27 protein-coding genes are annotated in these 26,172 nt (G+C 59.8%); 14 read left to right on the top strand and 13 right to left on the bottom strand.

Annotated features, from left to right (window positions below):
* Nucleotides 1-47: 47 nt before the first annotated feature.
* Genes pdxA through lptG form a run of 4 tightly spaced genes read right to left on the bottom strand, consistent with a single transcriptional unit; the run spans nt 48 to nt 5,516 of the window.
* Nucleotides 48-1,013 (bottom strand): 4-hydroxythreonine-4-phosphate dehydrogenase PdxA, encoded by a 966-nt coding sequence (pdxA, locus tag ACR0JF_RS02070; protein ID WP_170659726.1) that lies wholly within the window; start codon nt 1,011-1,013, stop codon nt 48-50.
* On the bottom strand, nt 1,010-2,263 hold the full coding sequence (locus tag ACR0JF_RS02065; protein ID WP_170659725.1) for a peptidylprolyl isomerase: 1,254 nt from the start codon (nt 2,261-2,263) through the stop codon (nt 1,010-1,012). Before ACR0JF_RS02065 ends, pdxA begins: the two co-directional genes overlap by 4 nt.
* Entirely contained in the window at nt 2,254-4,416 is a 2,163-nt protein-coding gene (locus ACR0JF_RS02060; RefSeq protein WP_170659724.1) for an LPS assembly protein LptD, read from the bottom strand. Before ACR0JF_RS02060 ends, ACR0JF_RS02065 begins: the two co-directional genes overlap by 10 nt.
* Nucleotides 4,416-5,516 carry an LPS export ABC transporter permease LptG gene (gene lptG, locus ACR0JF_RS02055; RefSeq protein ID WP_170659723.1) on the bottom strand — a complete coding sequence of 367 codons (1,101 nt, stop codon included), beginning with the start codon at nt 5,514-5,516 and terminating at the stop codon, nt 4,416-4,418. Before lptG ends, ACR0JF_RS02060 begins: the two co-directional genes overlap by 1 nt.
* Nucleotides 5,517-5,745: 229 nt before the next feature.
* On the opposite strand from lptG, the gene ACR0JF_RS02050 reads away from it, so the two are divergent.
* The 3 genes from ACR0JF_RS02050 to ACR0JF_RS02040 are packed head-to-tail and all read left to right on the top strand — an operon-like array spanning nt 5,746 to nt 8,756.
* A complete protein-coding gene (locus tag ACR0JF_RS02050; protein WP_170659722.1) occupies nt 5,746-7,212 on the top strand; it encodes a leucyl aminopeptidase in 1,467 nt (488 codons plus the stop codon).
* 4 nt (nt 7,213-7,216) lie between these two features.
* Nucleotides 7,217-7,675, top strand: coding sequence for a DNA polymerase III subunit chi (locus tag ACR0JF_RS02045; protein WP_170659721.1), 459 nt, complete (start codon nt 7,217-7,219; stop codon nt 7,673-7,675).
* A 34-nt stretch (nt 7,676-7,709) separates the two neighbouring features.
* Nucleotides 7,710-8,756 carry an aldo/keto reductase gene (locus tag ACR0JF_RS02040; RefSeq protein ID WP_170659720.1) on the top strand — a complete coding sequence of 349 codons (1,047 nt, stop codon included), beginning with the start codon at nt 7,710-7,712 and terminating at the stop codon, nt 8,754-8,756.
* A 102-nt stretch (nt 8,757-8,858) separates the two neighbouring features.
* Here ACR0JF_RS02040 and ACR0JF_RS02035 read toward each other — a convergent pair whose 3' ends face one another.
* The 3 genes from ACR0JF_RS02035 to ACR0JF_RS02025 all read right to left on the bottom strand — a co-directional run bounded on the left by ACR0JF_RS02035 (nt 8,859) and on the right by ACR0JF_RS02025 (nt 11,260).
* Complete coding sequence (locus tag ACR0JF_RS02035; RefSeq protein ID WP_170659719.1) at nt 8,859-9,839, bottom strand: GlxA family transcriptional regulator; 981 nt, start codon at nt 9,837-9,839, stop codon at nt 8,859-8,861.
* Nucleotides 9,840-10,130: 291 nt separating this feature from the next.
* Entirely contained in the window at nt 10,131-10,313 is a 183-nt protein-coding gene (locus ACR0JF_RS02030) for a hypothetical protein (protein ID WP_170373905.1), read from the bottom strand.
* An 80-nt stretch (nt 10,314-10,393) separates the two neighbouring features.
* A complete protein-coding gene (locus ACR0JF_RS02025; protein WP_170659718.1) occupies nt 10,394-11,260 on the bottom strand; it encodes a helix-turn-helix domain-containing protein in 867 nt (288 codons plus the stop codon).
* A 109-nt stretch (nt 11,261-11,369) separates the two neighbouring features.
* On the opposite strand from ACR0JF_RS02025, the gene ACR0JF_RS02020 reads away from it, so the two are divergent.
* From ACR0JF_RS02020 to ACR0JF_RS02010, 3 genes are read left to right on the top strand one after another with little or no spacing between them, the layout of a single operon-like run.
* Nucleotides 11,370-11,579: a DUF2061 domain-containing protein gene (locus ACR0JF_RS02020; RefSeq protein ID WP_170486822.1), complete on the top strand. Its 210-nt coding sequence runs from the start codon at nt 11,370-11,372 to the stop codon at nt 11,577-11,579.
* Nucleotides 11,566-12,459, top strand: coding sequence for a fatty acid desaturase (locus ACR0JF_RS02015; RefSeq protein ID WP_170659716.1), 894 nt, complete (start codon nt 11,566-11,568; stop codon nt 12,457-12,459). The genes ACR0JF_RS02020 and ACR0JF_RS02015 overlap by 14 nt, the downstream gene beginning before the upstream one ends.
* Before the next feature lie 21 nt (nt 12,460-12,480).
* A complete protein-coding gene (locus ACR0JF_RS02010) occupies nt 12,481-13,383 on the top strand; it encodes an EamA family transporter (protein ID WP_170659715.1) in 903 nt (300 codons plus the stop codon).
* Between the two features lie 10 nt (nt 13,384-13,393).
* Here ACR0JF_RS02010 and ACR0JF_RS02005 read toward each other — a convergent pair whose 3' ends face one another.
* The 4 genes from ACR0JF_RS02005 to ACR0JF_RS01990 all read right to left on the bottom strand — a co-directional run bounded on the left by ACR0JF_RS02005 (nt 13,394) and on the right by ACR0JF_RS01990 (nt 18,275).
* Nucleotides 13,394-14,752, bottom strand: coding sequence for a DEAD/DEAH box helicase (locus tag ACR0JF_RS02005; protein ID WP_170659714.1), 1,359 nt, complete (start codon nt 14,750-14,752; stop codon nt 13,394-13,396).
* A 184-nt stretch (nt 14,753-14,936) separates the two neighbouring features.
* Nucleotides 14,937-15,866 (bottom strand): glycosyltransferase family 2 protein, encoded by a 930-nt coding sequence (locus ACR0JF_RS02000; protein WP_480668866.1) that lies wholly within the window; start codon nt 15,864-15,866, stop codon nt 14,937-14,939.
* A complete protein-coding gene (locus tag ACR0JF_RS01995) occupies nt 15,863-16,618 on the bottom strand; it encodes a hypothetical protein (RefSeq protein WP_170659713.1) in 756 nt (251 codons plus the stop codon). The genes ACR0JF_RS02000 and ACR0JF_RS01995 overlap by 4 nt, the downstream gene beginning before the upstream one ends.
* 49 nt (nt 16,619-16,667) lie before the next feature.
* Nucleotides 16,668-18,275 carry a peptide chain release factor 3 gene (locus ACR0JF_RS01990; protein WP_170659712.1) on the bottom strand — a complete coding sequence of 536 codons (1,608 nt, stop codon included), beginning with the start codon at nt 18,273-18,275 and terminating at the stop codon, nt 16,668-16,670.
* A 110-nt stretch (nt 18,276-18,385) separates the two neighbouring features.
* On the opposite strand from ACR0JF_RS01990, the gene ACR0JF_RS01985 reads away from it, so the two are divergent.
* The 7 genes from ACR0JF_RS01985 to ACR0JF_RS01955 all read left to right on the top strand — a co-directional run bounded on the left by ACR0JF_RS01985 (nt 18,386) and on the right by ACR0JF_RS01955 (nt 24,678).
* The gene (locus ACR0JF_RS01985; RefSeq protein ID WP_170373896.1) at nt 18,386-18,748 is read left to right on the top strand and encodes a SnoaL-like domain-containing protein; all 363 of its coding nucleotides are present in this window, start codon (nt 18,386-18,388) and stop codon (nt 18,746-18,748) included.
* A gap of 74 nt (nt 18,749-18,822) precedes the next feature.
* Nucleotides 18,823-19,602 carry an SDR family oxidoreductase gene (locus ACR0JF_RS01980; RefSeq protein ID WP_170659711.1) on the top strand — a complete coding sequence of 260 codons (780 nt, stop codon included), beginning with the start codon at nt 18,823-18,825 and terminating at the stop codon, nt 19,600-19,602.
* Between the two features lie 2 nt (nt 19,603-19,604).
* Nucleotides 19,605-20,720: a hypothetical protein gene (locus tag ACR0JF_RS01975; RefSeq protein ID WP_170659710.1), complete on the top strand. Its 1,116-nt coding sequence runs from the start codon at nt 19,605-19,607 to the stop codon at nt 20,718-20,720.
* A gap of 126 nt (nt 20,721-20,846) precedes the next feature.
* Nucleotides 20,847-21,890 (top strand): ABC transporter ATP-binding protein, encoded by a 1,044-nt coding sequence (locus ACR0JF_RS01970; RefSeq protein ID WP_480668899.1) that lies wholly within the window; start codon nt 20,847-20,849, stop codon nt 21,888-21,890.
* A 111-nt stretch (nt 21,891-22,001) separates the two neighbouring features.
* Nucleotides 22,002-22,784, top strand: a complete 783-nt coding sequence (surE, locus tag ACR0JF_RS01965; protein ID WP_170659709.1) for a 5'/3'-nucleotidase SurE — start codon at nt 22,002-22,004, stop codon at nt 22,782-22,784.
* Nucleotides 22,781-23,431, top strand: coding sequence for a protein-L-isoaspartate(D-aspartate) O-methyltransferase (locus ACR0JF_RS01960; protein ID WP_170373891.1), 651 nt, complete (start codon nt 22,781-22,783; stop codon nt 23,429-23,431). The genes surE and ACR0JF_RS01960 overlap by 4 nt, the downstream gene beginning before the upstream one ends.
* A gap of 65 nt (nt 23,432-23,496) precedes the next feature.
* On the top strand, nt 23,497-24,678 hold the full coding sequence (locus ACR0JF_RS01955) for a peptidoglycan DD-metalloendopeptidase family protein (RefSeq protein WP_170659708.1): 1,182 nt from the start codon (nt 23,497-23,499) through the stop codon (nt 24,676-24,678).
* Between the two features lie 63 nt (nt 24,679-24,741).
* Here ACR0JF_RS01955 and ACR0JF_RS01950 read toward each other — a convergent pair whose 3' ends face one another.
* The gene (locus tag ACR0JF_RS01950; protein ID WP_170458590.1) at nt 24,742-25,413 is read right to left on the bottom strand and encodes a helix-turn-helix transcriptional regulator; all 672 of its coding nucleotides are present in this window, start codon (nt 25,411-25,413) and stop codon (nt 24,742-24,744) included.
* 21 nt (nt 25,414-25,434) lie between these two features.
* A complete protein-coding gene (locus ACR0JF_RS01945) occupies nt 25,435-25,737 on the bottom strand; it encodes a hypothetical protein (protein ID WP_170659707.1) in 303 nt (100 codons plus the stop codon).
* Between the two features lie 218 nt (nt 25,738-25,955).
* Between ACR0JF_RS01945 and ACR0JF_RS01940 the strand changes: the two genes are divergently transcribed.
* Nucleotides 25,956-26,171 (top strand): twin-arginine translocase TatA/TatE family subunit, encoded by a 216-nt coding sequence (locus ACR0JF_RS01940; protein ID WP_170373887.1) that lies wholly within the window; start codon nt 25,956-25,958, stop codon nt 26,169-26,171.
* Nucleotide 26,172 lies beyond the last annotated feature (1 nt).

Raw genomic sequence — 26,172 nt, 5'->3', positions numbered from 1 at the left:
CAGAGATTTTTTGCCTCCGGCGGGGATATTTCCAGCCAGGTGAAGGATCAAGTGCTTTGTGCCATCTTCTGCGCGAGTTTCAGCGCTTCGATTAGGCTGGTTGGGTTGGCGACGCCTTGCCCTGCGATGTCCAGAGCAGTGCCGTGATCGGGCGAGGTGCGGATGAAAGGCAAGCCCAGGGTGACATTCACGCCCCGGTCGAAATCCAGCGTTTTGATCGGGATCAGGGCTTGATCGTGATACATCGCGATGGCCGCGTCATAGCGGCTGCGTGCGGCTGCGTGGAACATGGTGTCGGCGGGACGTGGGCCAGTGACGCTGTAGCCCTCGGGCTGCAGGTTCGCCAGCATCGGGGCGATCCAGTCCAGCTCCTCGGTTCCCATTTTGCCTCCTTCGCCCGCATGTGGGTTCAGACCGGCCACGGCGATGCGCGGGGCCTCAATACCGAATTGGGAGCGTAGGCCGGTGGCGGTGATCTCGATCGTGTCGTGCAGCAGGGCCGGGGTCAGTTCTTGCGGGACACGGGAGAGGGGGATGTGAATGGTCGCGGGTACGACGCGCAGTTGATCGCTGGCCAGCATCATAACCACCCGTTCACGGCCCGCTAGAGCCGCCAGAAATTCGGTGTGGCCGGGGTAAGAGAAACCCGCACCGTCGATGAGCGCCTTTTTATGGATCGGGGCCGTACACAGTGCAGAAGCCGCGCCGGATTGCACAAGGGAAACGCCCTGTTCGATGGCATCAATGACCGACGGTGCATTGGCTGGCGTGGGTTGGCCGGGCGTGTTGGGAGCTGGGAAGTTCAGTTGCAAAACCGGTAGCGCGGTTTGGGAAACCGAGATGGCCTCGGCCGGGTCGTTGATCAGCTGGGCCTGTGTGTCTGATGGCAGGTGCGCGACATCGCCGATGTAGAAAAAGGGACAGGCGTCGCGCAATTCCGCCCACGCTTTTGCGGCGATCTCGGGGCCTATGCCCGCCGGATCGCCGCAGCTGAGCGCGATGGGCGCGCTCATTGTTCGATTATGCTGGCGTCGGCGCGCAATTGTTCCAACAGGCTGTCAGCAAAGGCTTGCAGGCGCTGTTGCGTCAGCGCATTCGCAACATCCGCGCGCGAGGTATTTTCGCCGAGATTGCGGGTGCGGTTGCACAGCATCAGGAACATCAGTGTTTGGCCGTTGTTGCGTGTCAGCGTGGTCGAGACGTCGTTCGGGTCCAGCTTCGCCAGCTCGACCGCGATGTCGCGCGGGATCTCGGAAGGGGCAGCGTCGACACGCTCCAGCACCTCGGCCGGTTGCTCCTGCGCGATACCGTAAAGGTCATCACAGGTGTCGATCTCTTCGCGCAGTTTCGCGGCGGCGGCCAGTGTTTCGGCGCTACGGCCGCCGGCCATGTAGTAAATGGCGTAGTCGATCTTGGAATAAGAGGGCGTACCGGTTGAAACTTCACGCAGGCCGCGCATCTGGAACAGAGCGATGGCGTTGGGTAGGGCGATCGGGCTAGTGATCTCACCATTCTTCAAGCCCAGAACCACGGGCTGCAGTGCTGGGGGTAGGCCGGACAGGTTCAGCCAGTCGAGGCGGCCGCCATTGCTGCGGGTTTCTGCAGCCGAGTATTGCGCCGCCGCCGCCGAAAACGCGTCAAACCCTTCGAGATTGGCGATTTCTTCAGCGAGAAGCTCGGTCTGGGCGAGGGTCTGTTGGTTTACAGGAATGATGATTTCAGACAGCAGAACCTGAAGCCCACCACCGCCGCCCTGACCCAGAGCGCGGTTGATCTCTTCCTCGGAGGGGTTGGCCTGAGACAGAAAACGCGCGCTGATATAGTTGCGCCATGTTAGCTGATCGGCGACGAAGTCGCGGACCGTTTCGGGGTCTACGCCCTCATTGGCCAGCAATTGCAGGAACTGCTCGGTGCTGAGGCGCCCTCGGGCCGCGAATTCATCGACGCCGGCCTGAATCGCCTCAGGCGGGACCTCGATCCCGGCTTCTCGCACGGCTTGCTTGCGCAGACGGTCGTCGATCAGGGCCTGCCGGACCTCGGCCTCGGACCCGCCAGAGATACCGAGTGCGTTTATGAATTGCTGGCGCTGCTCCAACTCATACCAAGTTACCACGTCCTGATTGACCCGGATCGCTGGCGAAAACAGGCTTTGCGCAAACGTCTGGGGCGCGGTGAAACTCAGAATCGTAGCGGCCAGAGCCGGAAGCACCAGCCGGATCGAAGCGGAACGAAGAAACCGTGAGAAAGTTGATATCAACTGCATGTTCTCTTGTAAGTGTTACCAGCGCCTTCGAGGGCGTATCCTGTCAACGATACGGTAAAGCCGAATTCGGTCGAAGGCTCAATAGTTGATGTTGAAGTAAAGCGCCGCCTTACGGACATGTTAACCCGAACGCATTCGTTCTGGTAGGTCACGCCGAGGCCCAGGCGAATGGGTTCGGATTCGTTGAGATCATAGCGGGCCTCGGCCCGGGTCAGCCAGTTCTGGTCGACCTGATAGCGCCCGCGCAGCCAGATCTCAGAGACCTCCTCTTCGATGTTTTCAGCCGGGTCGGGTTCCAGCCAGATATAGCTGCCGGTGAAGGCTGAACCTTCTTGCGCCCATTCTCCACGCAGCTCGGCCTTGGCAAAGCTCAGGTCACCGTTGATAATTCCGCGACCTGCCAAAGACCAGCCATTGGCGGTTTTGAGCTGACCGGCCAGCAGGATATCGGACGATGTGCCCTGCAATCCCGAAGTCAGAGTGAAATCCGGATCGGCATCCGCACGAAAGACTTGGCCCACCGTGGCAAGCGCCTGCCAGCCTCCGCGACCATAGCGCGCCCAGTTGACGCCGACAGCGGCGGTTGCGCCGTCCTCGCGGCGATCCTCTGCCGGAAAGCGCGACAGAGACAGTAGGTTGCCCTCGTCGAATTCCTGAAACGTGCTTTCGTCGATCGGCACGTCATTGTCGGAAACATTGGTCCAGCCGAACTGAACGATGGGTTCCAGAAACTGCGTCGCCCCGGATTTTTCGCGGCGTGTCATCGGATAGCGCAAGGTCAGAGCGGCGCGAGGGGTTGTCCGGGTGGCTTGCGTGGGGAAATTGCTGTCGTGGCGGATGTTGAACGCATCAATCGAGGCGCCGAGCAACGCATCAGCCCGCAATCCGGTGGCAAAGGTCCAGCTGCGCAGCCATTCGGCGTCAAAGGTTGTGCGCGCCACGTCGCGTCCGACCACGTCTTCATCGCTGGTGCGCTCATGCGCGTGGGCGATGACGTTTACCCGAACCTCTCCACCGACGGAGGTTGGGAAATAGCGCTTTTGGAAGTTCAGATCGAAAATGCGTGAGGGGATCTCGTCCTGATCTTCGCTGTCACGCAGGGTCTTGTAGTGAATGAAGCTGGTCCGGAACGCCGTGTCGCGCTTGATCCGTTCCAGTGCAACTTCGCTGCGGAGGCGGTCGAAATCCGGCAGGCCGTAGTCAGCAAGATAGGAGTCGTCCGAAGTCGTGCGCAAATCGAAGGTAAAGCGATAGTCATTTTTCAGGTCGAACCAGCCTTCGGCGAACAGATAGCCGCGATCTTGATCCGGTTGTATGTCGTCTCGGGTCTGCGCGCCGTTGATCTCGATCCGACCGTTCACGAAAGCCTGTCGATAACGATAGCCAAGCGTTGTGGTTTTGGACGAAAGATAGGGCGTCAGGGTCAGGTCCTTGTGGTCGCCAATTTTGAAAAAATACGGCACCTGCACCCCGGTTCCAAGCTGCGAGGTGGTGCGAATGGACGGCACCAGAAAACCGGTCGCTCGCTCCAGCGTCGGGTCGGGCAGGCGCAGATAGGGGAAGTAGAAAACGGGAACGTCCAGCACCCGCAGCTGCGCCCCTTCAAAGTAAAGCTGCCGCTCTAACGAGTCGTGCGTGACCTTGCGCGCCCGGATCTGCCACAGAGGCGGACGGCCATCGGTGCAGACATGGCACGAGGTCGCGGCGATCTTGCTGAATTGCGTGTAGCGCCCTCCGGCGCGGCGGGCCTGAACGGATGCAATTTGTACCTGCTGCTCGAACACCATCCGCGCGCCCACCAGCAGGCCATTCTGAAACCCGTTGTCCAGCTGCGCCGACTCCGCCAGTACAGTCGTTTGCCCACCCTGATCAATGCGGACTGGGCCATCCAGCGTTAGCTCTCCGGTTTCACGATCATAGACGATGCGATTAGCGCTGAGTTTGACGTTGCCCTGAAACGCCTCGACATTGCCTTCAGCCACCAGCTTGCGTTCGGGCGTGATAAAGATCTTGTCGGCAACAAGCAGCGCCGGTTCTTCCTCTTGGGCCGGGCTTTGGGTGACGGTCGCATCGGACAGATTCTGCGCGGCTAGTCCAAGGGGCAGGGTCAGGGCCAGCAGGCTGGTCGCTGCAAACGGCAGAAAACGTTGCATCAGCCGTCCTCCGCGTGCAGCAACAGACCAAGCGAGAGCAGGATCGCTGCAAATGGCGGTGCCCATGCGGCGACATAGATGGGAAGCTGGCCGTTTTCGCCAAGAATCTGCGCGAAGTTGCGCACGAAATAGATCGCGAAGCCCAACAGAACAGCCGTCAACACCGCCACACCGGTTCCACCAAAGCGCACATGGCGCATGGTGAATGCGGCTCCGATCAGGACCATGGCGACGAGAAACAGCGGCCGGGCAAGTTGGACATGCAGCCAGACCTCATATTGCTTGGTCGAAAACCCGGCCTCACCCAGATCGCGGATTAGCTTGGGCAGATCATAGACCGAGACCGAGTCTTGTTTACCCAGCGTGTCCAGAATGCGTTCCCGCGTCAGTGTGGTCGGCAGTTCAAGACGTTCATGCGAAACCGCGTTTGTTTCGGGGTTGAGGTCGTCTCGCAGCGGCCAGAGTTTGGCGTTGGTCAAAACCCAGGTTCCGTTGGTTAGTTCGGCTCGTTCGGCCACGATCTGCTGGTTTGGCTTGCCGCCGCCTGAGAAGGTAATGATGGTCACATCATCGAGACCCAAAGTATCCCCGTTCGATGTACCCCTGGCGTGGATTACGGATTGGCCATTGTCCGAGCTTTGACGCAACCACAGCCCCTCCCGGCTGATCGACAGGGCAGAACTGCCATCGTCGCGATAGGCATCCGATAGACGCTCGAACTCTTCCGAGGTCGCGGCGGCGATCGGGTTCAGCAAAGCAACGGCCAGAATGCCGATCATCAGGGCCAAGGTCACAGGCGCAACCAGCGCCCGCAGGCCCGAACGTCCGGTGGCGCGGGTCACCACAAGTTCTGAAGTGCGCGCCAGCCCAACAAACAGCGCGATGGTGGACAGGATAATCAACAGGGGCAGCATCTCGCTGATCGCGGCAGGGGTGTTCAGCAGTGTCAGACCCAGCAGTTGGCCGACGGACAGGTCGTAGTCGTCAAAGCGGCGCAACTGTTCGATCAAGTCGATCAGAATCATCAGGGTCAGAAAGATGCCGCCGATGACCACAAAGCTTTGAAGAAAGCGGCGCGCGAAGTAGCGGTCGAGGATCACGGAAAGATCCTCTCAGGGCTTGAAACGCAGGGGTTCACGCCCGGATCGCCATTGCATGTCATCATGCGCGACAGCGAATGCCTGCCGTTTGGTGCCACTTAGATCTCCCCCGAGCCTGCCGTTTATTTTTGCAGGACCTTAATGCAAATGGCGGGCGGGGAAAACTGCTATCTGGTCAAGCCGCGCAGTGCGGGCTAGGTCTTGGGGAACAGATTTTGAGGAGTTTGCTATGAGCAGTCTGGTACCAATCCGTTTTGAGGCATTTGACGTGGATGCCATTGCGCAGGCGGAAGGGCGCGTGGCAATCATCATTCCCGCCGATGGCAAGATGAGCCCCGCCGTGCGGCGTGCCAACAAACTGACCCGTGGAGCGGTTGCTCGGTTGGTGGAAAGCGATCGGTTCGAAAAGGTGAAAACCGCGGATGTGATCTCTCTGGCGTGGCCGGTTGGTATGGCCGCGCAAGTGTTGGATATCGTGGTTCTGCCGCGCCGCCCTGAAGTGGATGAGGCGCGCAAAGCGGGTGCTGCATTGGCAAAACTGGCCGGCGGAAAAGACCTGTTGGTGATGGCGGGCAATCAGGTGCGCGTGGAAGATATGGCGATGGGCATCGCTCTGCGCAGCTACGATTTCGACGTCCACAAAACCAAGGATAGCGATGCGGCGGGCTCGGTCACGATCAGCCACAGCAAGCATGATGAGGCCGAGGCTGCCTTCGCCCCGATGTATGCGGTCGCCGACGGTGTGCGGATGACTCGCGACTTGACGAATGAGCCTGCAAACATCCTGACCACCACTGAATTCGCCGATCGTCTGGACGAGATGAAATCGCTCGGCCTCCAGGTCGAGGTGCTGGAGGAAGACAAGCTGGCCGAATTGGGCATGCGCACATTGTTGAGCGTGGGGCAGGGCTCAATCAGCCCGTCGAAAGTTGTGGTGATGCAGTGGAACGGGGGCGACAAGGATGATGCGCCGCTTGCTCTGGTCGGCAAGGGCGTTGTGTTCGACACCGGAGGGATCTCGCTGAAACCGGCGGGTGGCATGGAAGACATGACCATGGACATGGGCGGCGCAGGCGTTGTGGCCGGCACCATGCGCGCGCTGGCCAAGCGCAAGGCCAAGGCCAATGTGGTCGGTCTTGTGGGGTTGGTCGAGAACATGCCCTCGGGCAATGCAACCCGTCCGGGCGACGTGGTGAAATCAATGAAGGGCGACACGGTCGAGATCATCAACACAGACGCTGAGGGTCGTTTGGTCCTGTGCGACGTGATGTGGTACGCGCAGGAGAGGTTCAGCCCTGTGGGCATGATCGATTTGGCAACCCTGACCGGGGCGGTCATCATTGGACTTGGCCATGAGAATGCAGGAGTGTTTTCGAACAACGATACCTTCTGCGATGCCTTCCTGAAATCGGCCAAGGCTGAGGACGAAGGCGCATGGCGGCTGCCCTTGGGCGCGGCTTATGACAAGCAGCTGAAATCGCGAATCGCCGATATGAAAAACGTGGGCGGACGGCCTGCAGGCTCGATCACCGCGGCACAGTTCCTGCAACGCTTCGTCAAGGAAGAGACGCCTTGGATTCACCTCGATATCGCTGGTGTCGCCTCGGTCGCGGCTGAGACGTCTTATGCCCCCAAAGGCGCTACGGGCTGGGGCGTGCGCGCGCTGAGCCGCTTTGTGCAGGACAATTTCGAGTAAACCCATGGGGGCCGTCTATTTCTATCACCTGACCCGTCAGCCGCTGGAGCATACTTTGCCGGTCCTGCTGGATAAGGCGCGTCAGGCCGGATGGAAGATTGCCGTGCGGGGGACTGATCCTGCGCGGCTGGACTGGTTGGATGAAAAACTGTGGTTGGGACCCGAGGATGGGTTCCTGCCGCATGGACGGGCCGGTGGGCCGCATGATGCGATACAACCGATCCTGCTGACCTCGGACATGCAGGCCGCAAATGATGCCAGCTGCGTGATGGCGGTGGACGGGGCCGCGATTGACCCGGACGAGGTCGCCGCGCTGGACCGGGTTTGCATTCTGTTCGATGGCAATGACATGGAAGCCGTTCAACATGCGCGCGGCCAGTGGAAAGCACTGACCGGCGCGGGGTGTTCAGCGCAATATTGGTCCGAGGAATCGGGCCGTTGGGAAAAGAAAGCCGAAGCCTAGCGCGCGGCTGTTGCGGAAATCAGGAGAGCGACAAATGGAAATGAAGCCTTTGGGCCGCACCGGGATCATCGTGTCTGATCTGTGTCTTGGGACGATGACATTCGGATCGCAAACCTCAGAAGCGGACGCGCATACGCAGATGGACGTGGCGCTGGCAGCCGGGATCAATTTTGTCGATGCCGCCGAGATGTACCCGGTCAATCCGGTCGCCAAAGAGACGATTGGTCGGACTGAGGAAATCCTTGGCAACTGGAATGCGGTCAATGCTGCGCGCCGGGGGGACTATGTTATGGCCACCAAGCATTCCGGTGAGGGGCTTCGCTTTGTCCGCGATGGCGCGCCGATCACCGCTCAGACGATCCCCGAGGCCATCGAGGGCTCACTCAAGCGATTGAAGACCGACTATATCGACCTCTACCAGTTTCACTGGCCCAATCGCGGCAGCTATATGTTCCGGCAGAACTGGAAGTTCTCCCCAAAAGGGCATAACACCGATGAAGTGCTGGAGAATATGCAGGAGTGTCTGGAGGCGCTTCAGGTTCAGGTCGACAAGGGCAATATCCGGGCCTTTGGATTATCCAATGAAAGTGCCTGGGGGACAGCACAATGGCTGCGTTTGTCCGAGCAGATGGGTGCACCGAGGGTGGCGTCGGTTCAAAACGAATACTCGCTGCTGTGCCGGCTGTTTGATACGGACATGGCCGAGTTGAGCGTTCATGAAGATGTAGGCCTGATGGCGTTCTCGCCTTTGGGGACGGGTTTGCTGACCGGCAAATATCAGGGCGGCGCCATTCCCGAAGCCTCGCGCATGTCGCTGACGCCCGAGCTGGGGGGGCGCAAGTCCGAGCGGGTTTTTGATGCCGTTGACGTCTATTTGCAGATCGCTGCGCGGCATGGGCTGGACCCGACGCTCATGGCGCTGGCTTGGTGCCGGACCCGGCCGTTCATGATGTCAGCCATATTTGGCGCAACGACAGTGGCGCAGTTGGAGCATATCCTGTCTGGCGTTGATCTGCGCTTGTCGGATGAAGTTCTGTCCGAGATCGAGGCGGCGCACAAAGCGCATCCGATGCCGTATTAAGACGTTTCGGGTTTTTCCCGAAGCGATCTAGGGGGCTCTGCCCCCGCCCGCGCGTGCCGCGCGCCTCCCCGAGGTATTTTTGGCCAGATGGAGTGGATCCGGTCAGTGATGGGTGGGGTGCGCGCTGTCTTGTCTGAGGTCACGGGCTGATAACCCGTGGGCCGTGCGGAAGGCGCGGGCGAAGCTGGATTGCGAGGTGAACCCGGTGGCTTGGGCCACGTCCATCAGCGACATGTCGGTATCGGTCACCAGTCGGCGGGCCTCGGCCATGCGCAGCTGCAGGTAGTGGTCCTGCGGCGTGGTGTTCAGGCGCAGGCGGAACTGCTGCTGCAGGGTGCGGGGGCTGGTGCCTAGCCGGTCGGCGATATGGGCTAGTGGCAGCGGATCGTCTAGCGCGGCCTCCATCAGGCTGTTGGCTTTGGAGGTCAGCGCGGAGTGGTGGTTCGCCTTGGGCATGTCTGTTTTGGTCTGGGTTGGAGCGCCTTCGGAAAGGAACTGGTTTGAGACACGTGCGGCAAAGCTTGCGCCATGACGTGCGGCGATGATGTGCAACATCATATCGACCGCGGGGATCGCTCCACCCGAGGTCAGGCGGTTTTCCGAGATTGCGAAGCGGTCTGCCTGAACATCGACCTTTGGAAAACGGCTCGCGAAACTGTCAAGATCGTCCCAACGGGTGGTCGCGTTGTGACCATCGAGCAGGCCAGCCTCGGCCAGCAGCCAGGGCCCTCCGTCTATGCCGGCCATGGTGGCACCCGTGGCCGCGATGCGCCGCAATCCCGCGATCAGGCTGGGGGTTGCTTGGCGGGCCATTTGAAATCCGGCAACGACAATCATCAGGTCGCAGCTTTGCAGACGGGCCAGCGGTATGCCGGGAACGGTGAGCGCACTGGTCAGCATGACCGGCTCGTCCGTTGGGGTCACGTAGTCCCAATCAAAGGCCAGACGATCGGCCAGACGGTTGGCGGCGCGCATCGGATCCACAGCCGAGGCAAAGCTGAGCGTATTGCATTCATCCAGAACCAACAGCGCCGTTTTCAGGGCACGATGTTCCGGTTGCAGTATGTTTTTTGCGGATTTCATCAAGTTCGATTCGCATTCTGACAAGTGTTCCCACAAGGCTGCGCCAGAGGCGGCGGTTACGCAAATCGGATTCCGGGGAGAAGCCTGGGGAAAACTTTGGTCAAAACTGGGTATAACTCCGGGAAAACGTTTTTGCCGTTAAAACGACAGGTATTTCACTGTTCGGACCCCAACCGTCAGCCAGGGCCGGGGCACCGTTTTTCGAACGTCTGGCCAGCGAAATTGTCCCGCTGACCGGATGGGAGGAGCGAGTTGTTTTTGATGGCGCTTCAAGCGCATGGAGCTAGGGCGTCAGCCTTGATTCGGGCCCCGGATCTGGCGGATTGTGCGGCGGACGGCCTGCCAGTCTTTGGCCTCTTGCGTGTTTCCGGCGGCCTCACATTCGCGCATCTTCTGAGCGGCTTCCGCCTCGGCCCGGTCGCCGTGCGCGGAATAGAGGGCGCGTGCATATTGAGCGGTTTGTAGTGCGTCCATTCTGATCATCCTCCGTAGAGTGTCTGCGCGTTCGCGGTGTCACTATACTACAGGATCTGAAAAACCGCACGTTTGAGGCGTCAGCCCTTTGCAATCTCGGCCCGCAATCCGCTCAGGTATTCCGGGAATCGGCGGGCGGTCATCTCAGCCTCGCGGATCAGGGTATCGAAATGTCGGCTGAACACCTCGATCCGGTCGCGGTCGCGGAAGGCCATATAGTGGCTGCCCGCATAGAAGACGCAAAGAAGCGGGCCGAAGATCGTGACAGGTGCAGAATACAGTCGTTTGGCATCGAACAGATAGATGCGCAGGCGAGGATAGTGCTGCTCGCTGAGGTCCAAAAGGTGGTCGATCTGTTCCAGACGGACCGGTAAAGGCAGGCCTTCGTAGTAGCCGGTGCCGAGGGCGAAGCTACGGATTTCATACAAAGGCATGGCGATCTCATAGTCCGACTGGGCGCTGCGCATCCAGGACAGGCGATCCTCGGACGCGCCAATCGCTTGATCTGCTGTGCGGCCCAAATGCGGGGCGTATTCCCATTCGAGGATCGCCCGGGTCTTGAGCATATCGGGCAGGGTGGCGGGTACGTAGCGGATTTTGTAGCCCGCAGCCTCTTGATGCCATTGGAAAATACGCTCATCGACAAGGGCACGGGGGGCCTCGGTCATGGTCAGGGAACTGGCCAGTAGCTCGGCGGCGCTTTCGTGGCGATCCGACAGGCTTAGCAGCCAATCTGCTGAGACGCCCAGAGAAGAAGCGCAACTGCCGACCACATGGGCGTTGGGCAAGCGGGCGCCCTCATCGGTCAGTAGCTGTGATACGGTCGATCGGTCGACACCGATATGTCGGGCAAGGGCGCTTTGGCTGACACCGGTGTCCTCCATCGCGCGGGAAAGTCGCTGGCGAAACTGCACTGCGCGAACTCTTTTGTCGATTTTATCTATCATAAGTAGATAAATATCACCTTTGATGATTTTTGTTAATCATATTCAGAATTCCCAACACGCCGCCCGTTGAGTAACGCTTTTGTGATAACAACAAAAAACGGGGTCCGGAATGGAAACGCGACGAAGATCTGTCGTGAAAGCACTCATTTGGAATGTGATGGGGTTGGTGATGATGACTCTGGTGGGCCTGATCGCCACCGGGTCAGTTGCCGTGGGCGGCGTGGTGGCGCTGGTCAATACCGCCATCGGTCTGACGCTTTACATTGTCTATGAGCGGGTCTGGGCGGGAATCTCATGGGGGCGTCATGGGGAAAGCTGAAACGCCCGAATGGGGCACATTAGCCCTGATCGCCGCATGTTACACCGCCTGGTTGATTGCCACTTTCTACGTGGCAGGTTGGAGCCTGTGGCTCGCCATCCCGACGATGGGCGCGGTTGCCGCCCTTCACTCTTCACTGACGCATGAAGCCTTGCACGGGCATCCGTTTCGCACGAAATGGTTGAACGAGGCGTTGATGGCCCTGCCATTGACCCTGTTCATTCCTTTCAATCGGTTTCGCGACTTGCACCTTGCGCATCATCAGGATTCGAACCTGACGGACCCCTATGACGACCCCGAAAGCAACTACCATGACCCAAAGGTCTGGGCGCAGCTGTCTGGATGGCAAAAGAGGCTGCTTGCCGCCAACAACACCCTGCTCGGGCGCATGGTGTTGGGGCCTGCGATTGGGCAATTTATGTTTCTGCGGGACGAATGGAACAGCCTGATCCATGGAGACCGTTCGGTCGCGCTTGCATGGGCGCTGCATATCCCCGGAGTTGCAGTGGTTCTGTGGGTCGTCGCGCACTCCTCCATGCCGGTTTGGGCCTATGTCATGTCGGCCTATATCGGATTGGGTCTTGTTAAGATCCGCACCTTCCTTGAACACCGCGCGCACGAGAAATCGCGCGCCCGCACGGTGATCGTAGAAGATCGCGGTATTCTGGCTTTCCTGTTTCTGAACAACAACCTGCACGTGGTTCATCACATGAACCCCTCGGCCCCCTGGTACGAACTACCCGCGCTCTATCAATCGGGGAAAGAGCGGTATCAGGACTGTAACGAAGCCTATGTCTACGCGTCTTATGCCGAGATCTTCAGGGCGTATTTCTGGCGGGCGAAGGACCCGGTGCCGCATCCGCTCTGGCCAAAACCCTGATTTAAAGACAGAACGGAGTTCATGAGTTTATGGATTCCAATCACCATCGCCGCCGCCGGTTTTCAGACGGTCCGGTTCATGCTGCAAAAATCGCTGAGCAGCGTGAAACTGTCTGCGGCTGGGGCGACCTTTGCGCGCTTTGCCTATTCTTTGCCTCTGGCCTTGGTGGGGCTGGTCGTGGCCATTCAGGTCACCGGGTTGAGCCTGCCCGAGTTGTCGGCGCGGTTCTGGGTGTTTGCAGTGATTGGCGGCACATCGCAGATCCTTGCGACGATCTGTGTCGTCGCCCTGTTCAAGCAGCGCAATTTTGCCGTCGGTATCACGTTTAAGAAAACCGAAGTCATCCAAACCGCGATAGTTGGTTTTGTGGTGCTGGGCGATCAGGTCTCGACTGGGGCGTTGGGGGCGATTGTCGTGGGGCTGCTGGCGGTGCTGCTTTTGTCCAAAACCCCCGGAGGGGACGGGGCGTGGTGGCAGCATCTGACCAATCGCGCCTCGCGATTGGGGCTGGGCTCGGGGGTGTTATTCGCCTTCTCCTCGGTCAGCTATCGCGGTGCCTCGCTTGAGCTGGGCGATATCGACGCGTGGTTTCGCGCGTTGGTCACGCTGGCCGCAGTGGTCACGTTTCAATTCGTCAGCATGGGGATCTGGTTGTTGTGGCGCGACCGGGCCGAGTTGCGCGCGGTGTGGAACACGCGCCGAACCGGCGTGTTCGTTGGCCTGACCAGCCTGTGCGGATCGTTCTGCTGGTTCTTCGCCTTCACCTTGCAGAACGCGGCCTATGTCAAAGCACTGGGGCAGGTCGAGCTTTTGCTCAGCCTGCTTGCCTCGACCCTGTTTTTCCGTGAGATAATCACCCGGCGCGAGATCGCCGGGATGCTGTTGCTGGGTGCGTCGATACTGGCGCTGGTACTGTCAATCTAAGCGACAGGGATTAACCCGCGCGGCGTTCGTCAAAGCTGAGGGCGATAAAGCTGGGCAGGTGATCGCCCATGCCGACAACAGCCGGGCCATGATCGTCCTTGCGGCCACGACCCCGACCCTTGGGTTCGCGGGGCTCGCGCTCTTTCTTGCCTTCGCTGCGCTTGTCTTCCGCCGCTTTGGCGGGCTTCTCGGCTTTCGGCTTCTCGGGCTTTGGTTCTTCCTTGACCGGGTTGTCGAGGCGCGGAATTTCCTTCTGGATCAGCTTTTCAATCGCATCCAGAGCCTTTTCGTCACGACCCGAGCAGATCGTCACGGCCTTGCCTTCGCGTCCGGCACGGCCTGTACGGCCGATGCGGTGCACATAGTCCTCGGCATGGCCGGGCACGTCGAAGTTGAACACATGGCTAACCGACGGGATATCAAGACCGCGCGCCGCCACATCTGAGGCAACCAGCAGGCGCAGTGAGCCATCGCGGAACCCGTCCAGCGTTTTCATCCGCTGCGACTGGTCCAGATCGCCATGGATCGCGGCGGCGTTATAGCCGTATTTCTTCAGCGATTTCGCACAGATATCAACATCCGTCTTGCGGTTGCAGAAGATGATCGCGTTGGTGCATTTGTCACCTTCGGCGTCGATCAACGCGCGCAGAACCTTGCGTTTGCCGCTGGCTTCACGATCCCGGCGACCGCCTTTAAACATCACCACGCCTTGTTCAATCGTCTCGGACGCGGTGGCCTGACGGGCGACCTCAATCCGGGCGGGCGCGGACAAGAAGGTGTCGGTGATACGCTCAATCTCCGAGGCCATGGTGGCCGAGAAGAACAGCGTCTGACGCGTGAAGGGAGTTAGCGAGAAGATGCGTTCGATATCGGGGATGAAGCCCATATCCAGCATCCGGTCGGCCTCGTCCACGACCATGATCTGCACGCCGGTCAGCAGCAGCTTGCCGCGTTCGAAATGGTCCAGCAAACGGCCCGGAGTGGCGATCAGAACGTCTACGCCGCGGTCGATCAGGGCCTCTTGCTCTTTGAAGCTGACACCGCCGATCAGCAGCGCTTTGGTCAGTTTCAGGTGTTTGGAATAGGTGTCGAAATTCTCGGCGACCTGCGCGGCCAATTCCCGTGTCGGGCATAGCACCAGAGAACGCGGCATCCGCGCACGGGCGCGGCCACGGGCCAGCAGGGTGATCATCGGTAGCGTGAAGCTAGCGGTTTTCCCGGTGCCGGTCTGGGCGATGCCCAATACGTCTCGACCTTCCAGCGCGGGTGGAATCGCACCTTCTTGAATCGGAGTGGGGGTTTCGTATCCGGCTTCCTCAATGGCTTTGAGGACCTTCGGGTTCAGGTTCAGTTCGGTAAACTTTGTCATATATGTCCGATTGTTGCGGACACTTGACCTGGCCCGCGCGTCTGCGTCATGCCGGGTCAATCTGACCATGCGCACCATGCGCGTTTCGGCTTGAGGCGGGACATAACAAAAACGTGGGGCGGGGTCAAATGAACTGAAATCCCGACGGCGTCAACCGGCTAGAAATGGCATTTTTTGCAACAATTCAGCAGCTTCCGGGAAAGTGTTTCGCCACTTTTTCATCCAGATGCAACGGGCGGTGCCGGATCTGACCATGTGCCTCAAGCCGAGCACGGACGTCCGGGTCGGCGGCGCTGAGTTCATCGTAAAACGCGCGCAGCCCATCAAGACCACGGGCGGATTCGATCTGACTGAAAAGCTCGTTCTTGTTCACGCCGCCTTGGTCGTGGGGCAGGTTGGGGGACATGCCGGGTTTGTACGAGCCACGCTCCATCCGGAAACGGAAGTGCCTGAACCAATGCTCCCAACTCGGGGCGTGATGGTGGCACAGCTCCAGCCCTGGCAGCTCGAACTTGCAGGGCAGGAGGGCCTTGTCCTGAAACAGGTTGTGGATGCGAAAACTTAGCTTTTTCAGACCCGTGCGCACGATCAATTTGCCCTGCACATGGCTGAGGAACCCTCCAAGCACATGGGCGCCATAGGTGGGATAGAGCGCCTGCACCAAAGCCTCACGATCCGGGCTTTTGGGGATATGCGCTTTGTACAGGTCTTCGGCCCCGGCAATGGCCTCGATCGGGCGGACCCGAACGGCGGGGATATCTGCGGGCACGGTATCCAGCAACTCCGGGATGGGGGCGTCCGCCCACAGGAACTCATCCACATCAATATGGGCCAGCCAATCCAGATCGGTATTGCGATAGGTATAGCTGGCATGCGTGGATTGGCGCACCTGATGCTTGCCCGGGCGCGTCCTGTTGCGGCCACGCCAAAAAGCGTCATCGCACAGTGTCACCTGTACTTTCGGGTGCTGCTCCAACTGGTGCTTCGCCTCGGGGTTGGGCTCATCCAGATAGAGGTATAGCCGGTCGGCCCCCAGATCGAGGTGGTGGGCCGCGAACCGCAGGATATCCTGCGCGGGTCCTCGCACCATGGAGACAACACCCCATGTGGTCATTGGCGCTGCATCCGGGCGAGACGGCGTTCGCGCATCTTTTTCAGACGGCGAAAGACGGTTCCGGGGTCTTTGTTCAGCTCGGTCATCAGGTGATCCGCCAGCGGGGCGATGGTCGGATCAGTCAGCGCCTTGGTCCAGATCGGCGCGATTAGCGACACGGCCAGCCCACCGCGCTCCAGTGAGAAAGACTGCATCTGCAACGGCAGCGGGGCGGTGCTTTTGCCGCGAAACCAATGGGTTTCCTCGGGTCCGCGTTTGGAGAACAACCGCTCGAACTCATAGAGCTTCATCAGCCCAAACAGCATCCGCAGTGCCTGACCAACTTCGCGCTGGGTCGGCGTGTCGCCGTGATCGGCAAAGGTCTGCACCGACGAGACGAGCCAGCGCAGATCAAGCGCTTCGAGGAGATGCGGGGATTGTTCGGCCCAGAGCCGCCGGAACAAAGCGGGCGCGTGACGCGGGTAGGAGCGTTTGCGCAGATTGGCGATCAACTGGGCGTTCAGAAAGGCCAGTTCCGAATTGCCCACGAACTCGGTGGCGATCTTGGCGCGCTTCTGGTCCCACGCGGTGGCATCGTCAGTTTCAGGGGCGAGGGTCGCGCGTTCGGGCACGATCTGCTGCGCCATTGCGTCCAGATCAACGTCGAGATCGGGCAGGGGGCGGGGGCCGAACACAAAAGGCGCGCGCCTGTTTTCCAGGATCTCCAGCATGTCGGGCAGGCCGCCGGGAAAGGTCAGGTCGTCATCGCTCATGCGGGCAGAATTGCACAGCCGGGATTGGCTGCGCAATCAGGCAGTTGGATCACACCATCATCTCTTTGGTGGCCGTCAGGTTCAGTGCCGGATAGTCACGTACGACCCGGTCGATATCCCATTGCAGGCGGGTCAGATAGACAATGTCGCCGTCGTGGTCATGAGCGATATGCTGTTTGTTGGCATTGACGAATTTCTCGACCTCAGCCTTCTCACCGCTGACCCAACGGGCCGAGGTGAACTGAGACGCCTCAAACCGCACCGGCAAGCCGTATTCCATTTCGATCCGGCTGGCGAGCACTTCAAACTGCAGCGCACCAACAACTCCCACGACAAAGCCCGAGCCGATCGAAGGCTTGAACACCTTGGCCGCGCCTTCTTCGGCAAACTGCATGAGCGCCTTTTCCAGATGCTTGGCCTTCATCGGATCGCCCGGACGGACGGTCTGCAGCAGTTCCGGCGCGAAGGACGGGATGCCGGTCACGCGGATCGCTTCGCCTTCGGTCAGTGTGTCGCCGATACGCAGCTGGCCGTGGTTCGGAATGCCGATGATATCGCCGGCCCATGCCTCTTCAGCCAGTTCCCGGTCCGAGGCTAGAAACAGCACGGGGTTCGAGATCGCCATAGGCTTTTTCGACCGCACATGGGTCAGCTTCATGCCGCGTTTAAAATGCCCCGAGGCCATACGCACAAAGGCCACCCGGTCACGGTGCTTCGGGTCCATATTGGCCTGCACCTTGAAGACAAACCCGGCGACCTTCTTTTCATCCGGGGAGATCTGGCGTGGCTCAGCCGATTGGATCTGCGGCTGCGGGCCATAGGCGCCGATGCCCTCCATCAGTTCCTTCACGCCGAACGAGTTGATCGCTGAGCCAAACCAGATCGGGGTCATGTGCCCTTCCAGAACCGCTTGCGGATCGAGGGCAGGCAGCAATTCGCGCGCCATCTCGACCTCTTCCAGCAGCTTCTCCAGCAGATGTTCGGGCACGTGTTCGGCTAGTTTGGGATCATCCAACCCGTCGATCTGGATGCTCTCGGCCACTTTGTTGCGGTCGGCGCGGTCCATCAGCTCCAGCCGGTCGCGCAGCATATCGTAGCAGCCGATAAAATCGCGACCTACTCCGATAGGCCACGCGGCAGGCGTGACGTCAATGGCCAGCATTTCCTGAATTTCGTCGATGATCTCGAACGTATCGCGGCTTTCGCGGTCCATCTTGTTACAGAAGGTCAGGATCGGCAGGTCGCGTAGGCGGCAGACCTCGAACAGTTTCTGCGTCTGGCTTTCGACACCTTTCGCACCGTCGATCACCATCACGGCGGCATCCACCGCAGTCAGCGTGCGATAGGTATCTTCCGAGAAATCGCTGTGGCCAGGGGTGTCGACAAGGTTGAACCGGAAATCGCCATAGTCGAACGACATCGCCGAGGCGGATACCGAGATACCCCGATCCTTCTCCATCTGCATGAAGTCCGACCGCGTACGCCGTGCCTCACCCTTGGCGCGCACTTGGCCGGCCATTTGGATCGCGCCCCCGTAAAGAAGGAACTTCTCGGTCAGCGTCGTTTTACCCGCATCCGGGTGCGAGATGATGGCGAATGTCCGACGACGAGCGATCTCGGGCGGCAATACGGGTTGGTTCGAGGCGGTATCAAGCATGAGCGCGCGTATAGGCGGGGAAACCCGCCGAAGCAAGACAAACGGACTGGTTCGAATCGGCAAGCTGTGGCAAAGAGAACATATAGTGAACAAATTATGGGAGTGAACCAATGGAATTGAAAGAGATTGCGAACGAGCTTGTAGCCGGTTGCCGCGAAAACCGGACCGCTGAAAATTTGGGTAAACTCTATGCCGCGGATGCTGTCTCGGCCGAGGCGGTGGATGACGTTGGCATGGGGCGTGAGGTTCAGGGTCTGGATGCCATTCGCGGCAAACATGAGTGGTGGGACAGCGCGACAGAGGTCAGCCATGTCTCGGTCAGTGATCCGATGCTACATGGCGACGACCGCTTTGCCGTGATTTTCGAGATCAAGGGCAAGTTCATAGAAAGCGGCGAGAATTTCGATATGAGCGAAGTGGGTGTCTACCACGTGGCCGATGGTAAAATCGTGAGGGAAGAGTTCTTCTACTAGGGCCTGTTGAATTCTGGTCTTCTCTGTCTGGCTGGTGCTAGACATGCGGGCAACAACAGACAGAGGGGATCAGAATGGATCTGGGAATTCGCGGCAAGCGTGCGTTGGTTTGTGCCAGCAGCAAAGGGCTTGGACTGGGTTGTGCCGAAGCTTTGGCAGAAGCAGGCGTTGATCTGGTGATGAATGCGCGCGGTGCTGAGGCACTTGAAGCTGAAGCGGCGCGGTTGCGTGCGGACCATGGCGTCGCGGTTGAGACGGTGGCCTGTGATGTGACCTCAGCCGAAGGTCAGGCACAGGTAATTGAGGCCGCGCAAAGTGTTGATATTCTAGTCACAAATGCGGGTGGGCCGCCTCCGGGTTTGTGGTCGGACTGGGATCGTGAAGATTTCATCAAGGCACTGGATTCCAACATGCTGACGCCGATCGCTTTCATGAAAGCGCTGCTGCCAGGGATGATGGACAAAGGTTGGGGGCGGGTGGTGAATATCACCTCGCAATCCGTGCGTGCGCCGATCCCGGTTCTGGGTCTTTCGAATGCTGCGCGCACCGGGCTGACCGGCTATGTGGCCGGAACGGCGCGTCAAGTCGCCCCGCAAGGTGTGACGATCAACAACCTGCTTCCGGGAATTCATGACACCGACCGCGCCTTGTCGCTGGATACCGGTGTGTCCAATCAACAGGGCATTTCGCTGGATGAGGCCCGCGCGGCCCGGTCCGCCACGATCCCGGCGCGTCGCTACGGCACGCGTCAAGAGTTCGGCGCGGCCTGCGCTTTCCTGTGTTCTCAACATGCGGGCTTTATCGTTGGGCAGAACATCCTGCTGGACGGTGGCGCAACCAATTTGACGATGTAGGAATGGCACAGAATTTTTCTCTGAAGGATCAATTGTTCAACGTGGAAAAAACCCGCTATCTGGCGGGTTTGTTCCAGTCGGCGGACCCGGAATTCGACGCTGAGGCGTTCGAAGCGCAGGTCATGTCGCGCCTGTTGGATCTGGAACTGAAAGAGAGAATGGCCTGGATCGCCGATTGCCTGCAGCAGTCCTTTCCGGGCAATTTGCCAGCGGTCGCGCCGTTGATCCTGCGCGCCTTGCCGCCTCCACTAGACCCCGGCAAAACGGATGATGATTTCGGCGATTTCATCTTTGCGCCACTTGGGGATTGGGTTGTCGCAGTTGGGGCTGAGTATCCAGAACTGGCCTTGGACGTACTGGAGGAACTCACACAGCGCTTTTCGATGGAATGGGCGATCCGTCCGTTCCTGAACAGCCATCCCGATCTGGTCTTGGCGCGAATGCAACTTTGGAGCAAGCACGACAGCTATCATGTGCGCCGTCTGGTCAGCGAGGGCACACGGCCCCGTTTGCCATGGGGGCAGGCGGTGGGTCTTGCGCTGACAGACTCCTTGCCGTTGTTGGATGATCTGCATCGGGACAAAACACGTTATGTGACGCGCTCGGTTGCGAACCATCTGAACGATATTACCAAAAAGAACCCGGATCTGGTTTTGGAATGCCTGCAGCGCTGGCGCGAGGCGGGTGAGCAAGAAGAGATAGAGCTTGAGTGGATGATCTCTCACACCCTGCGTGGGCTTGTTAAGGCGGGGCATCCGGGGGCGATGAAGATGCTGGGCTATGACCCGGATGCGGATGTCACTGCAATCATTTCTGTTGAGGGCGAGGCCCGGATCAATAGCGCTTTGGCGTTTTCAATCGATTTGAAAGGGTCTGCTGATCAACCAGTTTTGGTGGATTATATCATTCACTTTCAACACCCTAACGGAAAGACCTCAGCCAAGGTTCACAAGCTGAAACAGGCCGCGCTGAAGAACGGCGCATTGCGTCTGCACAAACGCCACAAGCTCAAAGGCAATGCGACCACGTTCAAACTGGTGCCCGGCGCGCACCGGCTTGAGGTTCAGGTGAATGGAAAAATCCGCGCCGGTGTCGATTTCGAGCTGCTTGCGGAATAGCTGATCCCTTGCGCCGGACGGGCGGGGTTGCTATCCCCGCTCAAGCCCGATGGAATTGATCGGGAAAGGCAACAGGACCCATCTGTGACAGGCAACACACCTCCTCCTCGTTTGGAAATTCGCAATATGATCCGCCGGTTCGAAGGCCGGGTTGTGGTGGATGACGTCTCGCTAACGGTCGAGGCGGGGCGAGTGACCTGCCTGCTTGGGCCGTCCGGCTGCGGCAAATCCACGACCTTGCGGATGATCGCGGGGGTCGAGATGCAGGACTCAGGTGAGATCTATGTCGACGGCAAACTGATCTGTGACACGGTGTTCCGTGTCCCACCAGAACGCCGCGAGATTGGCTTGATGTTTCAGGACTTTGCCCTGTTCCCGCATCTCAGCGTGGCCGACAACGTGAGTTTCGGCCTGAAAGGCAGTAAGGATCAGAAACGCGTGCGGGTCGAGGAACTGCTAACCAAAGTCGATCTTATGCGGTTCATCGACGGGTTCCCGCATCAACTGTCCGGTGGAGAACAGCAGAGGGTGGCTTTGGCGCGCGCTCTGGCACCGCGCCCCCGGATCATGTTGATGGACGAGCCGTTCTCGGGCCTCGACAACCGTTTGCGCGACGGTATCCGGGACGAAACGCTGGCTATCTTGAAAGAGGAAGACGCCGCCGTTCTGCTGGTCACCCATGAGCCGGAAGAGGCCATGCGCATGGCTGATGAGATCGCCTTGATGCGGGGCGGCAAGATCGTGCAGCAAGGTGCGCCCTACAACGTCTACACGCGACCAGCGGACAAAGCAGCCGTCGCATTCTTCAGTGATGTCAACGTGTTGCAGGCGCAAGTGAATGGTGCCTTGGCCGAGACCCCGTTCGGACAATTCCTGGCGCCGGGCTTTCCGGACGGTACCGATGTCGAGATCGTTTTCCGCCCCCAACACCTCCGGCTGGATTTCGACCGAAACGGCAAAGGGCCTTTGCCCACGGCCACAGACGGCGTCGCCGCGCGCGGAGTGGTTGAGCGGGCCCGGTTCCTGGGCAATGAAAGCCTGGTCGAGTTTCGGATGGACTACGACGTTTCGATCCTGAAAGCGACGGTTCCGAACGTGTTTGTCCCTGCACCCGGGCGGGCGATGTGGCTGACCATCCGACGCGACCGCTGTTTCGTTTTCCCTAGGTAGAGCGCAATTTCCCCGCAAGTGGTGCGCGAAAGCCGCAGATTGCAGGCCTGCATTGCTTGCCGCAACGCGGGGTCGGGTCTATCAAGGGCGAAACGCGGGGGTGGGACGGTCATGCGTATTCTGATTACCAATGATGACGGCATCAATGCGCCGGGGCTGATCACGCTTCAGGCGATTGCAAAGGATCTGTCCGGACCTGACGGTGAGGTCTGGGTCGTGGCCCCAGCATTCGAGCAATCCGGTGTCGGCCACTGCATAAGCTACACCCATCCCATGATGGTCGCCAAACTGGATGAGCGGCGATTTGCGGCCGAGGGCTCTCCGGCGGATTGTGTTTTGGCGGGCCTGCATGACGTGATGAAGGATTGCCCGCCCGATCTGGTGTTATCTGGCGTGAACCGGGGAAACAACTCGGCTGAAAATACGCTTTATTCCGGGACCATTGGTGGCGCGATGGAGGCTGCTTTGCAGGGCGTGCCGGCCATTGCCTTGTCGCAGTATTTCGGCCCACGCAATCTGGGGCTCGAGGATCCGTTTGAAGCCGCCAGTCGCTTTGGCGCCGATTTGGTGCGCCGTATTTTGGACGCGACGCCCACGGAACAGGGCGACTACCGCCTGTTCTACAATGTGAATTTCCCGCCCGTTCCCGCCGATGAGGTTCTGGGCACGCGCGTTGCCCCGCAAGGGTTCCGCCGCGATACGCATTTTTCGGTCGAGCCACACAGCTCGCCCTCGGGGCGGCGGTTTCTGTGGATCAAGGGCGGGTATCAGCACAACCCGACCGCGCCCGGCACGGATGCGGCGGTCAATCTGGAAGGGTATATCTCGGTCACGCCGATGCGCGCGGATCTGACCGCGCATGACACGCTAGAGGCATTGAAGTCGATCGAATGAGTGGACTGGACCCAGAAACCGTCATGCAGTTCCTGTTCGCCCTGCGAAAGCGAGGCGTGACCGATGCACGTGTTCTGGCCGCGATGGAGGCGGTCGACCGGGGGCGCTTTGTCACCGGCCTGTTCGCCGACCGCGCTTATGAGGATATGCCGCTGCCCATCGCCTGCGGTCAGACGATCAGCCAGCCGTCCGTTGTGGGGTTGATGACACAGGCACTGGATGTGCGTCCGCGTGACACTGTTCTCGAGATCGGGACCGGGTCGGGGTATCAGGCGGCGATTTTGGCGAAACTGGCGCGGCGCGTTTACACGGTTGAACGGCACAGGCGGCTGGTCAGCGAGACCGGCAAGCTGTTTGCCGAACTGGGGCTTACCAATGTCACGTCGATGCTGTCGGATGGTTCGTTCGGTTTGCCGGAGCAGGCCCCCTTTGATCGGATCATCGTGACCGCAGCAGCCGAGGACCCGCCAGGCCCGCTCTTGGCGCAGCTGAAAATCGGGGGTATCATGGTGTTACCCGTCGGGCAGTCGGATGCGGTGCAGCAGTTGATCAAGGTGACGCGCACCGAGACCGGTTTGGACTATGATGAATTGACGTCGGTTCGGTTCGTGCCGCTGCTCGAAGGGCTTGGCAAGGACGAGACGTAACAGGTTTTTTTGGAATGGATCGCCGGAACCCCGGATAACAGGGGCAGGTGTTGAGGACAAAAGTCATGAGAGCAGTTACCAAATCAACGATGCGCCGTTGTGCGACCGGAGTTGCGGCTCTGGCCATTCTGGCCGGGTGCGAAGGGCCGTTGGACTACGACCTGCGCGGACAACTCGGCGGGTTTTCCACCACGGATGCGGCGCAATCCGCAACCACCAGCCGCCCTGCGCCCGATGCGCGCGGGGTGATCACTTATCCGAATTATCAGGTAGCCGTGGCGCGCCGGGGCGATACAGTGCGCGATGTGGCGGCTCGGGTCGGCCTGCCGGAAGGTGAGCTGTCGCGGTTCAACGGCTTGCAGACAACCGACACGCTGCGCGAGGGTGAAGTTCTGGCCTTGCCGCGATCCGTAGGGGCATCAAGCGGTGTGGATATTGCCTCAATCGCTGGAAACGCGATTGATCAGGCCCCGGATACGGGCGGGGTGCAGACAACGGTGCTGAAGCCGGTCGAACCGGCGCTAACGCCTGCGCCGGTCGCTTCCGGTCCAGAGCCGGTGCGCCACAAGGTGAAGCGGGGCGAGACGGCCTTTACCATCTCGCGCCTCTATCAGGTGCCGGTTGAAGCTCTGGGAGAGTGGAACGGCTTGGGACCGGATTTCGCCATTCGTGAGGGGCAGTATCTGCTGATTCCGGTCAAGAACCAGGCCGCGCCGCGTCAGGCGGCGGCAGCGGCTCCGGTCGCTGCGACCGAGGTGACGCAGCCGGGGCAGGGTTCTCCGACACCGACACCGCCGAGTGCCACCCAGCCGCTACCGGATGAACAGGTCGCGCCACTGGCTGAGGCGCCCGAGGCGCCGGATGTCACAGCCGAAGCGCCCACCAGAAGTTCGGGCAATTCAGCGCTGTCCTTGCCAGTCGCGGGCAACATTATCCGGACCTATGACAAGGGTAAGAACGAAGGCATCGATATCGCGGCCGCTCCGGGCACGTCGGTCACTGCAGCCGAGGCAGGCACAGTGGCGGCGATTACCGCTGATGCCGATCAGGTGCCGATCATTGTTGTTAAGCATAACAATGACTTGCTGACAGTTTATGCCAATGTCGAGGATATCACCGTCAAGAAAGGTGATCGCGTGCGGCGGGGGCAGAAACTGGCGGAACTGCGCGGCGGAGACAATGCTTATGTGCATTTCGAGGTCCGCAAAGGGTTCGAGTCGGTTGATCCTGAGCCTTATCTCAGGTGACCAGAATGGCCCGTTCCGGGCCATGCCTCCGGCGGGGATATTTTTAGCCAGATGAAGGGCGGATCACCCGTGTGGATCGAAGTCGCTTAGGCGTTTTCCTGGCTCGTCTGTGAAAAGCTCGGGCAGGGGGGTGACGGTTTCGATCAGGTCAATGCGGAAAACGCGAAAGCCGTTGCGCAGCTCGCACCATGCGGTGAGGGTCCAGACGCGGCCCCAGTATTCCATATGGAGGGGGCGGATAGTGCGCTCGGTCAGGGTGCCGTCGATACGGCGATAGGACAGCTGTAGTTTCTGGCGAGTTTTGATGGCGGCGCGCAGCGGGGCCATATGCGCCAACCCACGCGCAGCGTCGGCGAAGGGGTAGACCGCAAATTTCCAAGTATCGGCCTCGGCCACGACCTGCGTGGGTAGGACGGCGTCGATCTTTTCTGCCAGAGACTCGGCTGCGGCTTTCAGGTCGGGATCGGCAGCTTCGGCGACGATGGCCATCCCGAGGTTCAGCGCCTCAAGCTCGGCCGTGGTCAGGTTGAGTGGGGGCAGGGTGATCTGCTCACGCACCATGTAACCCACGCCGCGTTCTCCTTCGACGGGAACGCCCGAGGCGACCAGCGTGTCCATGTCACGATAGATCGTGCGGACCGACACCTCGAGCCGGTCCGCGATGTCTTGCGCGCGGTGTAGTTTACCGTCGCGCAGGATTTGAATGATGTCGAACAGGCGATCAGTCCGGCGCATGATACGCCGTTCTGACCTGTGTCAGGTCATGTTCCATAGTATTGCCTCATGCCGCATCTGCAGGCTTTCGGGGTTGATGGCTGCCATCAGGGCCGGTGCAAACTCCTGTTGCGGGAATTCTGCAGCCGCCGTCTGAGCAGCGTTCATATCTTGCCAAACAACATAGTCCGTCCAGCGGCCGTCTTCCCCTTGGCTAAGGTGGCGATGGGCAAAGCCGGGTGCTGCGCGAACGAAACTTTCGGTCGATTGGCTGAGTTTGACGAAGGCCTCGGGTGAGGTGCCCTCGGCCAGGGTGAAGGTGACGATTTCGGCGACATGGGTCATGTGTTTCTCCGTTGACCAGGTTGCGATACCGCTGTCCTAGCCTATAGTAACTGACATAAACCTGTCAGTTGAGAAAAGCGAGAGCTATGAATCCGCAAGATCACATCAAATTTGCCGCCCGAATTGGAGCAGGTGTCTTTTGAGAACGCGGCTGGCCGCGTAAACACGGGGTCAGAAAAGGGTTCAGGCGCAGTGCGCCTTTGAAAAGGAGAATAAACATGCTCAACAATATCGGACTTCCCGGCCTGCTGCTGATCGCTGTTGTGGTGCTGGTGCTGTTTGGCCGCGGCAAGATCAGCTCTCTGATGGGTGAGGTCGGCAAAGGCATCACCTCGTTCAAGAAAGGCGTCAAGGAAGGCGCGGATGAGCTGGAGCAGGATGCAGCCGAAGTGGCCAAGGACGTCACGCCCGAAACCGAGAAAGACAAGGTCTAAA

This window comes from Ruegeria sp. BG11 (assembly GCF_056538565.1).
Note: the sequence above shows the minus strand (reverse complement) of the source record. Positions and strands in the feature narration are given on the sequence as shown.

What these genes read in the sequence shown, in the direction of transcription:
- ACR0JF_RS02025 (WP_170659718.1), bottom strand. Translation starts at nt 11,260, where the DNA reads ATGATAGATAAAATCGACAAAAGAGTTCGCGCAGTGCAGTTTCGCCAG.
- ACR0JF_RS02030 (WP_170373905.1), bottom strand. Translation starts at nt 10,313, where the DNA reads ATGGACGCACTACAAACCGCTCAATATGCACGCGCCCTCTATTCCGCG.
- ACR0JF_RS02020 (WP_170486822.1), top strand. Translation starts at nt 11,370, where the DNA reads ATGGAAACGCGACGAAGATCTGTCGTGAAAGCACTCATTTGGAATGTG.
- ACR0JF_RS01990 (WP_170659712.1), bottom strand. Translation starts at nt 18,275, where the DNA reads ATGCTTGATACCGCCTCGAACCAACCCGTATTGCCGCCCGAGATCGCT.
- ACR0JF_RS02015 (WP_170659716.1), top strand. Translation starts at nt 11,566, where the DNA reads ATGGGGAAAGCTGAAACGCCCGAATGGGGCACATTAGCCCTGATCGCC.
- ACR0JF_RS02010 (WP_170659715.1), top strand. Translation starts at nt 12,481, where the DNA reads ATGAGTTTATGGATTCCAATCACCATCGCCGCCGCCGGTTTTCAGACG.
- ACR0JF_RS01960 (WP_170373891.1), top strand. Translation starts at nt 22,781, where the DNA reads ATGAGTGGACTGGACCCAGAAACCGTCATGCAGTTCCTGTTCGCCCTG.
- ACR0JF_RS01980 (WP_170659711.1), top strand. Translation starts at nt 18,823, where the DNA reads ATGGATCTGGGAATTCGCGGCAAGCGTGCGTTGGTTTGTGCCAGCAGC.
- surE (WP_170659709.1), top strand. Translation starts at nt 22,002, where the DNA reads ATGCGTATTCTGATTACCAATGATGACGGCATCAATGCGCCGGGGCTG.
- ACR0JF_RS02045 (WP_170659721.1), top strand. Translation starts at nt 7,217, where the DNA reads ATGGGGGCCGTCTATTTCTATCACCTGACCCGTCAGCCGCTGGAGCAT.
- ACR0JF_RS01945 (WP_170659707.1), bottom strand. Translation starts at nt 25,737, where the DNA reads ATGACCCATGTCGCCGAAATCGTCACCTTCACCCTGGCCGAGGGCACC.
- ACR0JF_RS02035 (WP_170659719.1), bottom strand. Translation starts at nt 9,839, where the DNA reads ATGAAATCCGCAAAAAACATACTGCAACCGGAACATCGTGCCCTGAAA.
- ACR0JF_RS01995 (WP_170659713.1), bottom strand. Translation starts at nt 16,618, where the DNA reads ATGAGCGATGACGACCTGACCTTTCCCGGCGGCCTGCCCGACATGCTG.
- ACR0JF_RS02060 (WP_170659724.1), bottom strand. Translation starts at nt 4,416, where the DNA reads ATGCAACGTTTTCTGCCGTTTGCAGCGACCAGCCTGCTGGCCCTGACC.
- pdxA (WP_170659726.1), bottom strand. Translation starts at nt 1,013, where the DNA reads ATGAGCGCGCCCATCGCGCTCAGCTGCGGCGATCCGGCGGGCATAGGC.
- ACR0JF_RS01985 (WP_170373896.1), top strand. Translation starts at nt 18,386, where the DNA reads ATGGAATTGAAAGAGATTGCGAACGAGCTTGTAGCCGGTTGCCGCGAA.
- ACR0JF_RS01940 (WP_170373887.1), top strand. Translation starts at nt 25,956, where the DNA reads ATGCTCAACAATATCGGACTTCCCGGCCTGCTGCTGATCGCTGTTGTG.
- ACR0JF_RS02005 (WP_170659714.1), bottom strand. Translation starts at nt 14,752, where the DNA reads ATGACAAAGTTTACCGAACTGAACCTGAACCCGAAGGTCCTCAAAGCC.
- ACR0JF_RS01970 (WP_480668899.1), top strand. Translation starts at nt 20,847, where the DNA reads ATGATCCGCCGGTTCGAAGGCCGGGTTGTGGTGGATGACGTCTCGCTA.
- ACR0JF_RS02065 (WP_170659725.1), bottom strand. Translation starts at nt 2,263, where the DNA reads ATGCAGTTGATATCAACTTTCTCACGGTTTCTTCGTTCCGCTTCGATC.
- ACR0JF_RS02040 (WP_170659720.1), top strand. Translation starts at nt 7,710, where the DNA reads ATGGAAATGAAGCCTTTGGGCCGCACCGGGATCATCGTGTCTGATCTG.
- ACR0JF_RS01955 (WP_170659708.1), top strand. Translation starts at nt 23,497, where the DNA reads ATGAGAGCAGTTACCAAATCAACGATGCGCCGTTGTGCGACCGGAGTT.
- ACR0JF_RS02050 (WP_170659722.1), top strand. Translation starts at nt 5,746, where the DNA reads ATGAGCAGTCTGGTACCAATCCGTTTTGAGGCATTTGACGTGGATGCC.
- ACR0JF_RS01950 (WP_170458590.1), bottom strand. Translation starts at nt 25,413, where the DNA reads ATGCGCCGGACTGATCGCCTGTTCGACATCATTCAAATCCTGCGCGAC.
- ACR0JF_RS02000 (WP_480668866.1), bottom strand. Translation starts at nt 15,866, where the DNA reads ATGACCACATGGGGTGTTGTCTCCATGGTGCGAGGACCCGCGCAGGAT.
- ACR0JF_RS01975 (WP_170659710.1), top strand. Translation starts at nt 19,605, where the DNA reads ATGGCACAGAATTTTTCTCTGAAGGATCAATTGTTCAACGTGGAAAAA.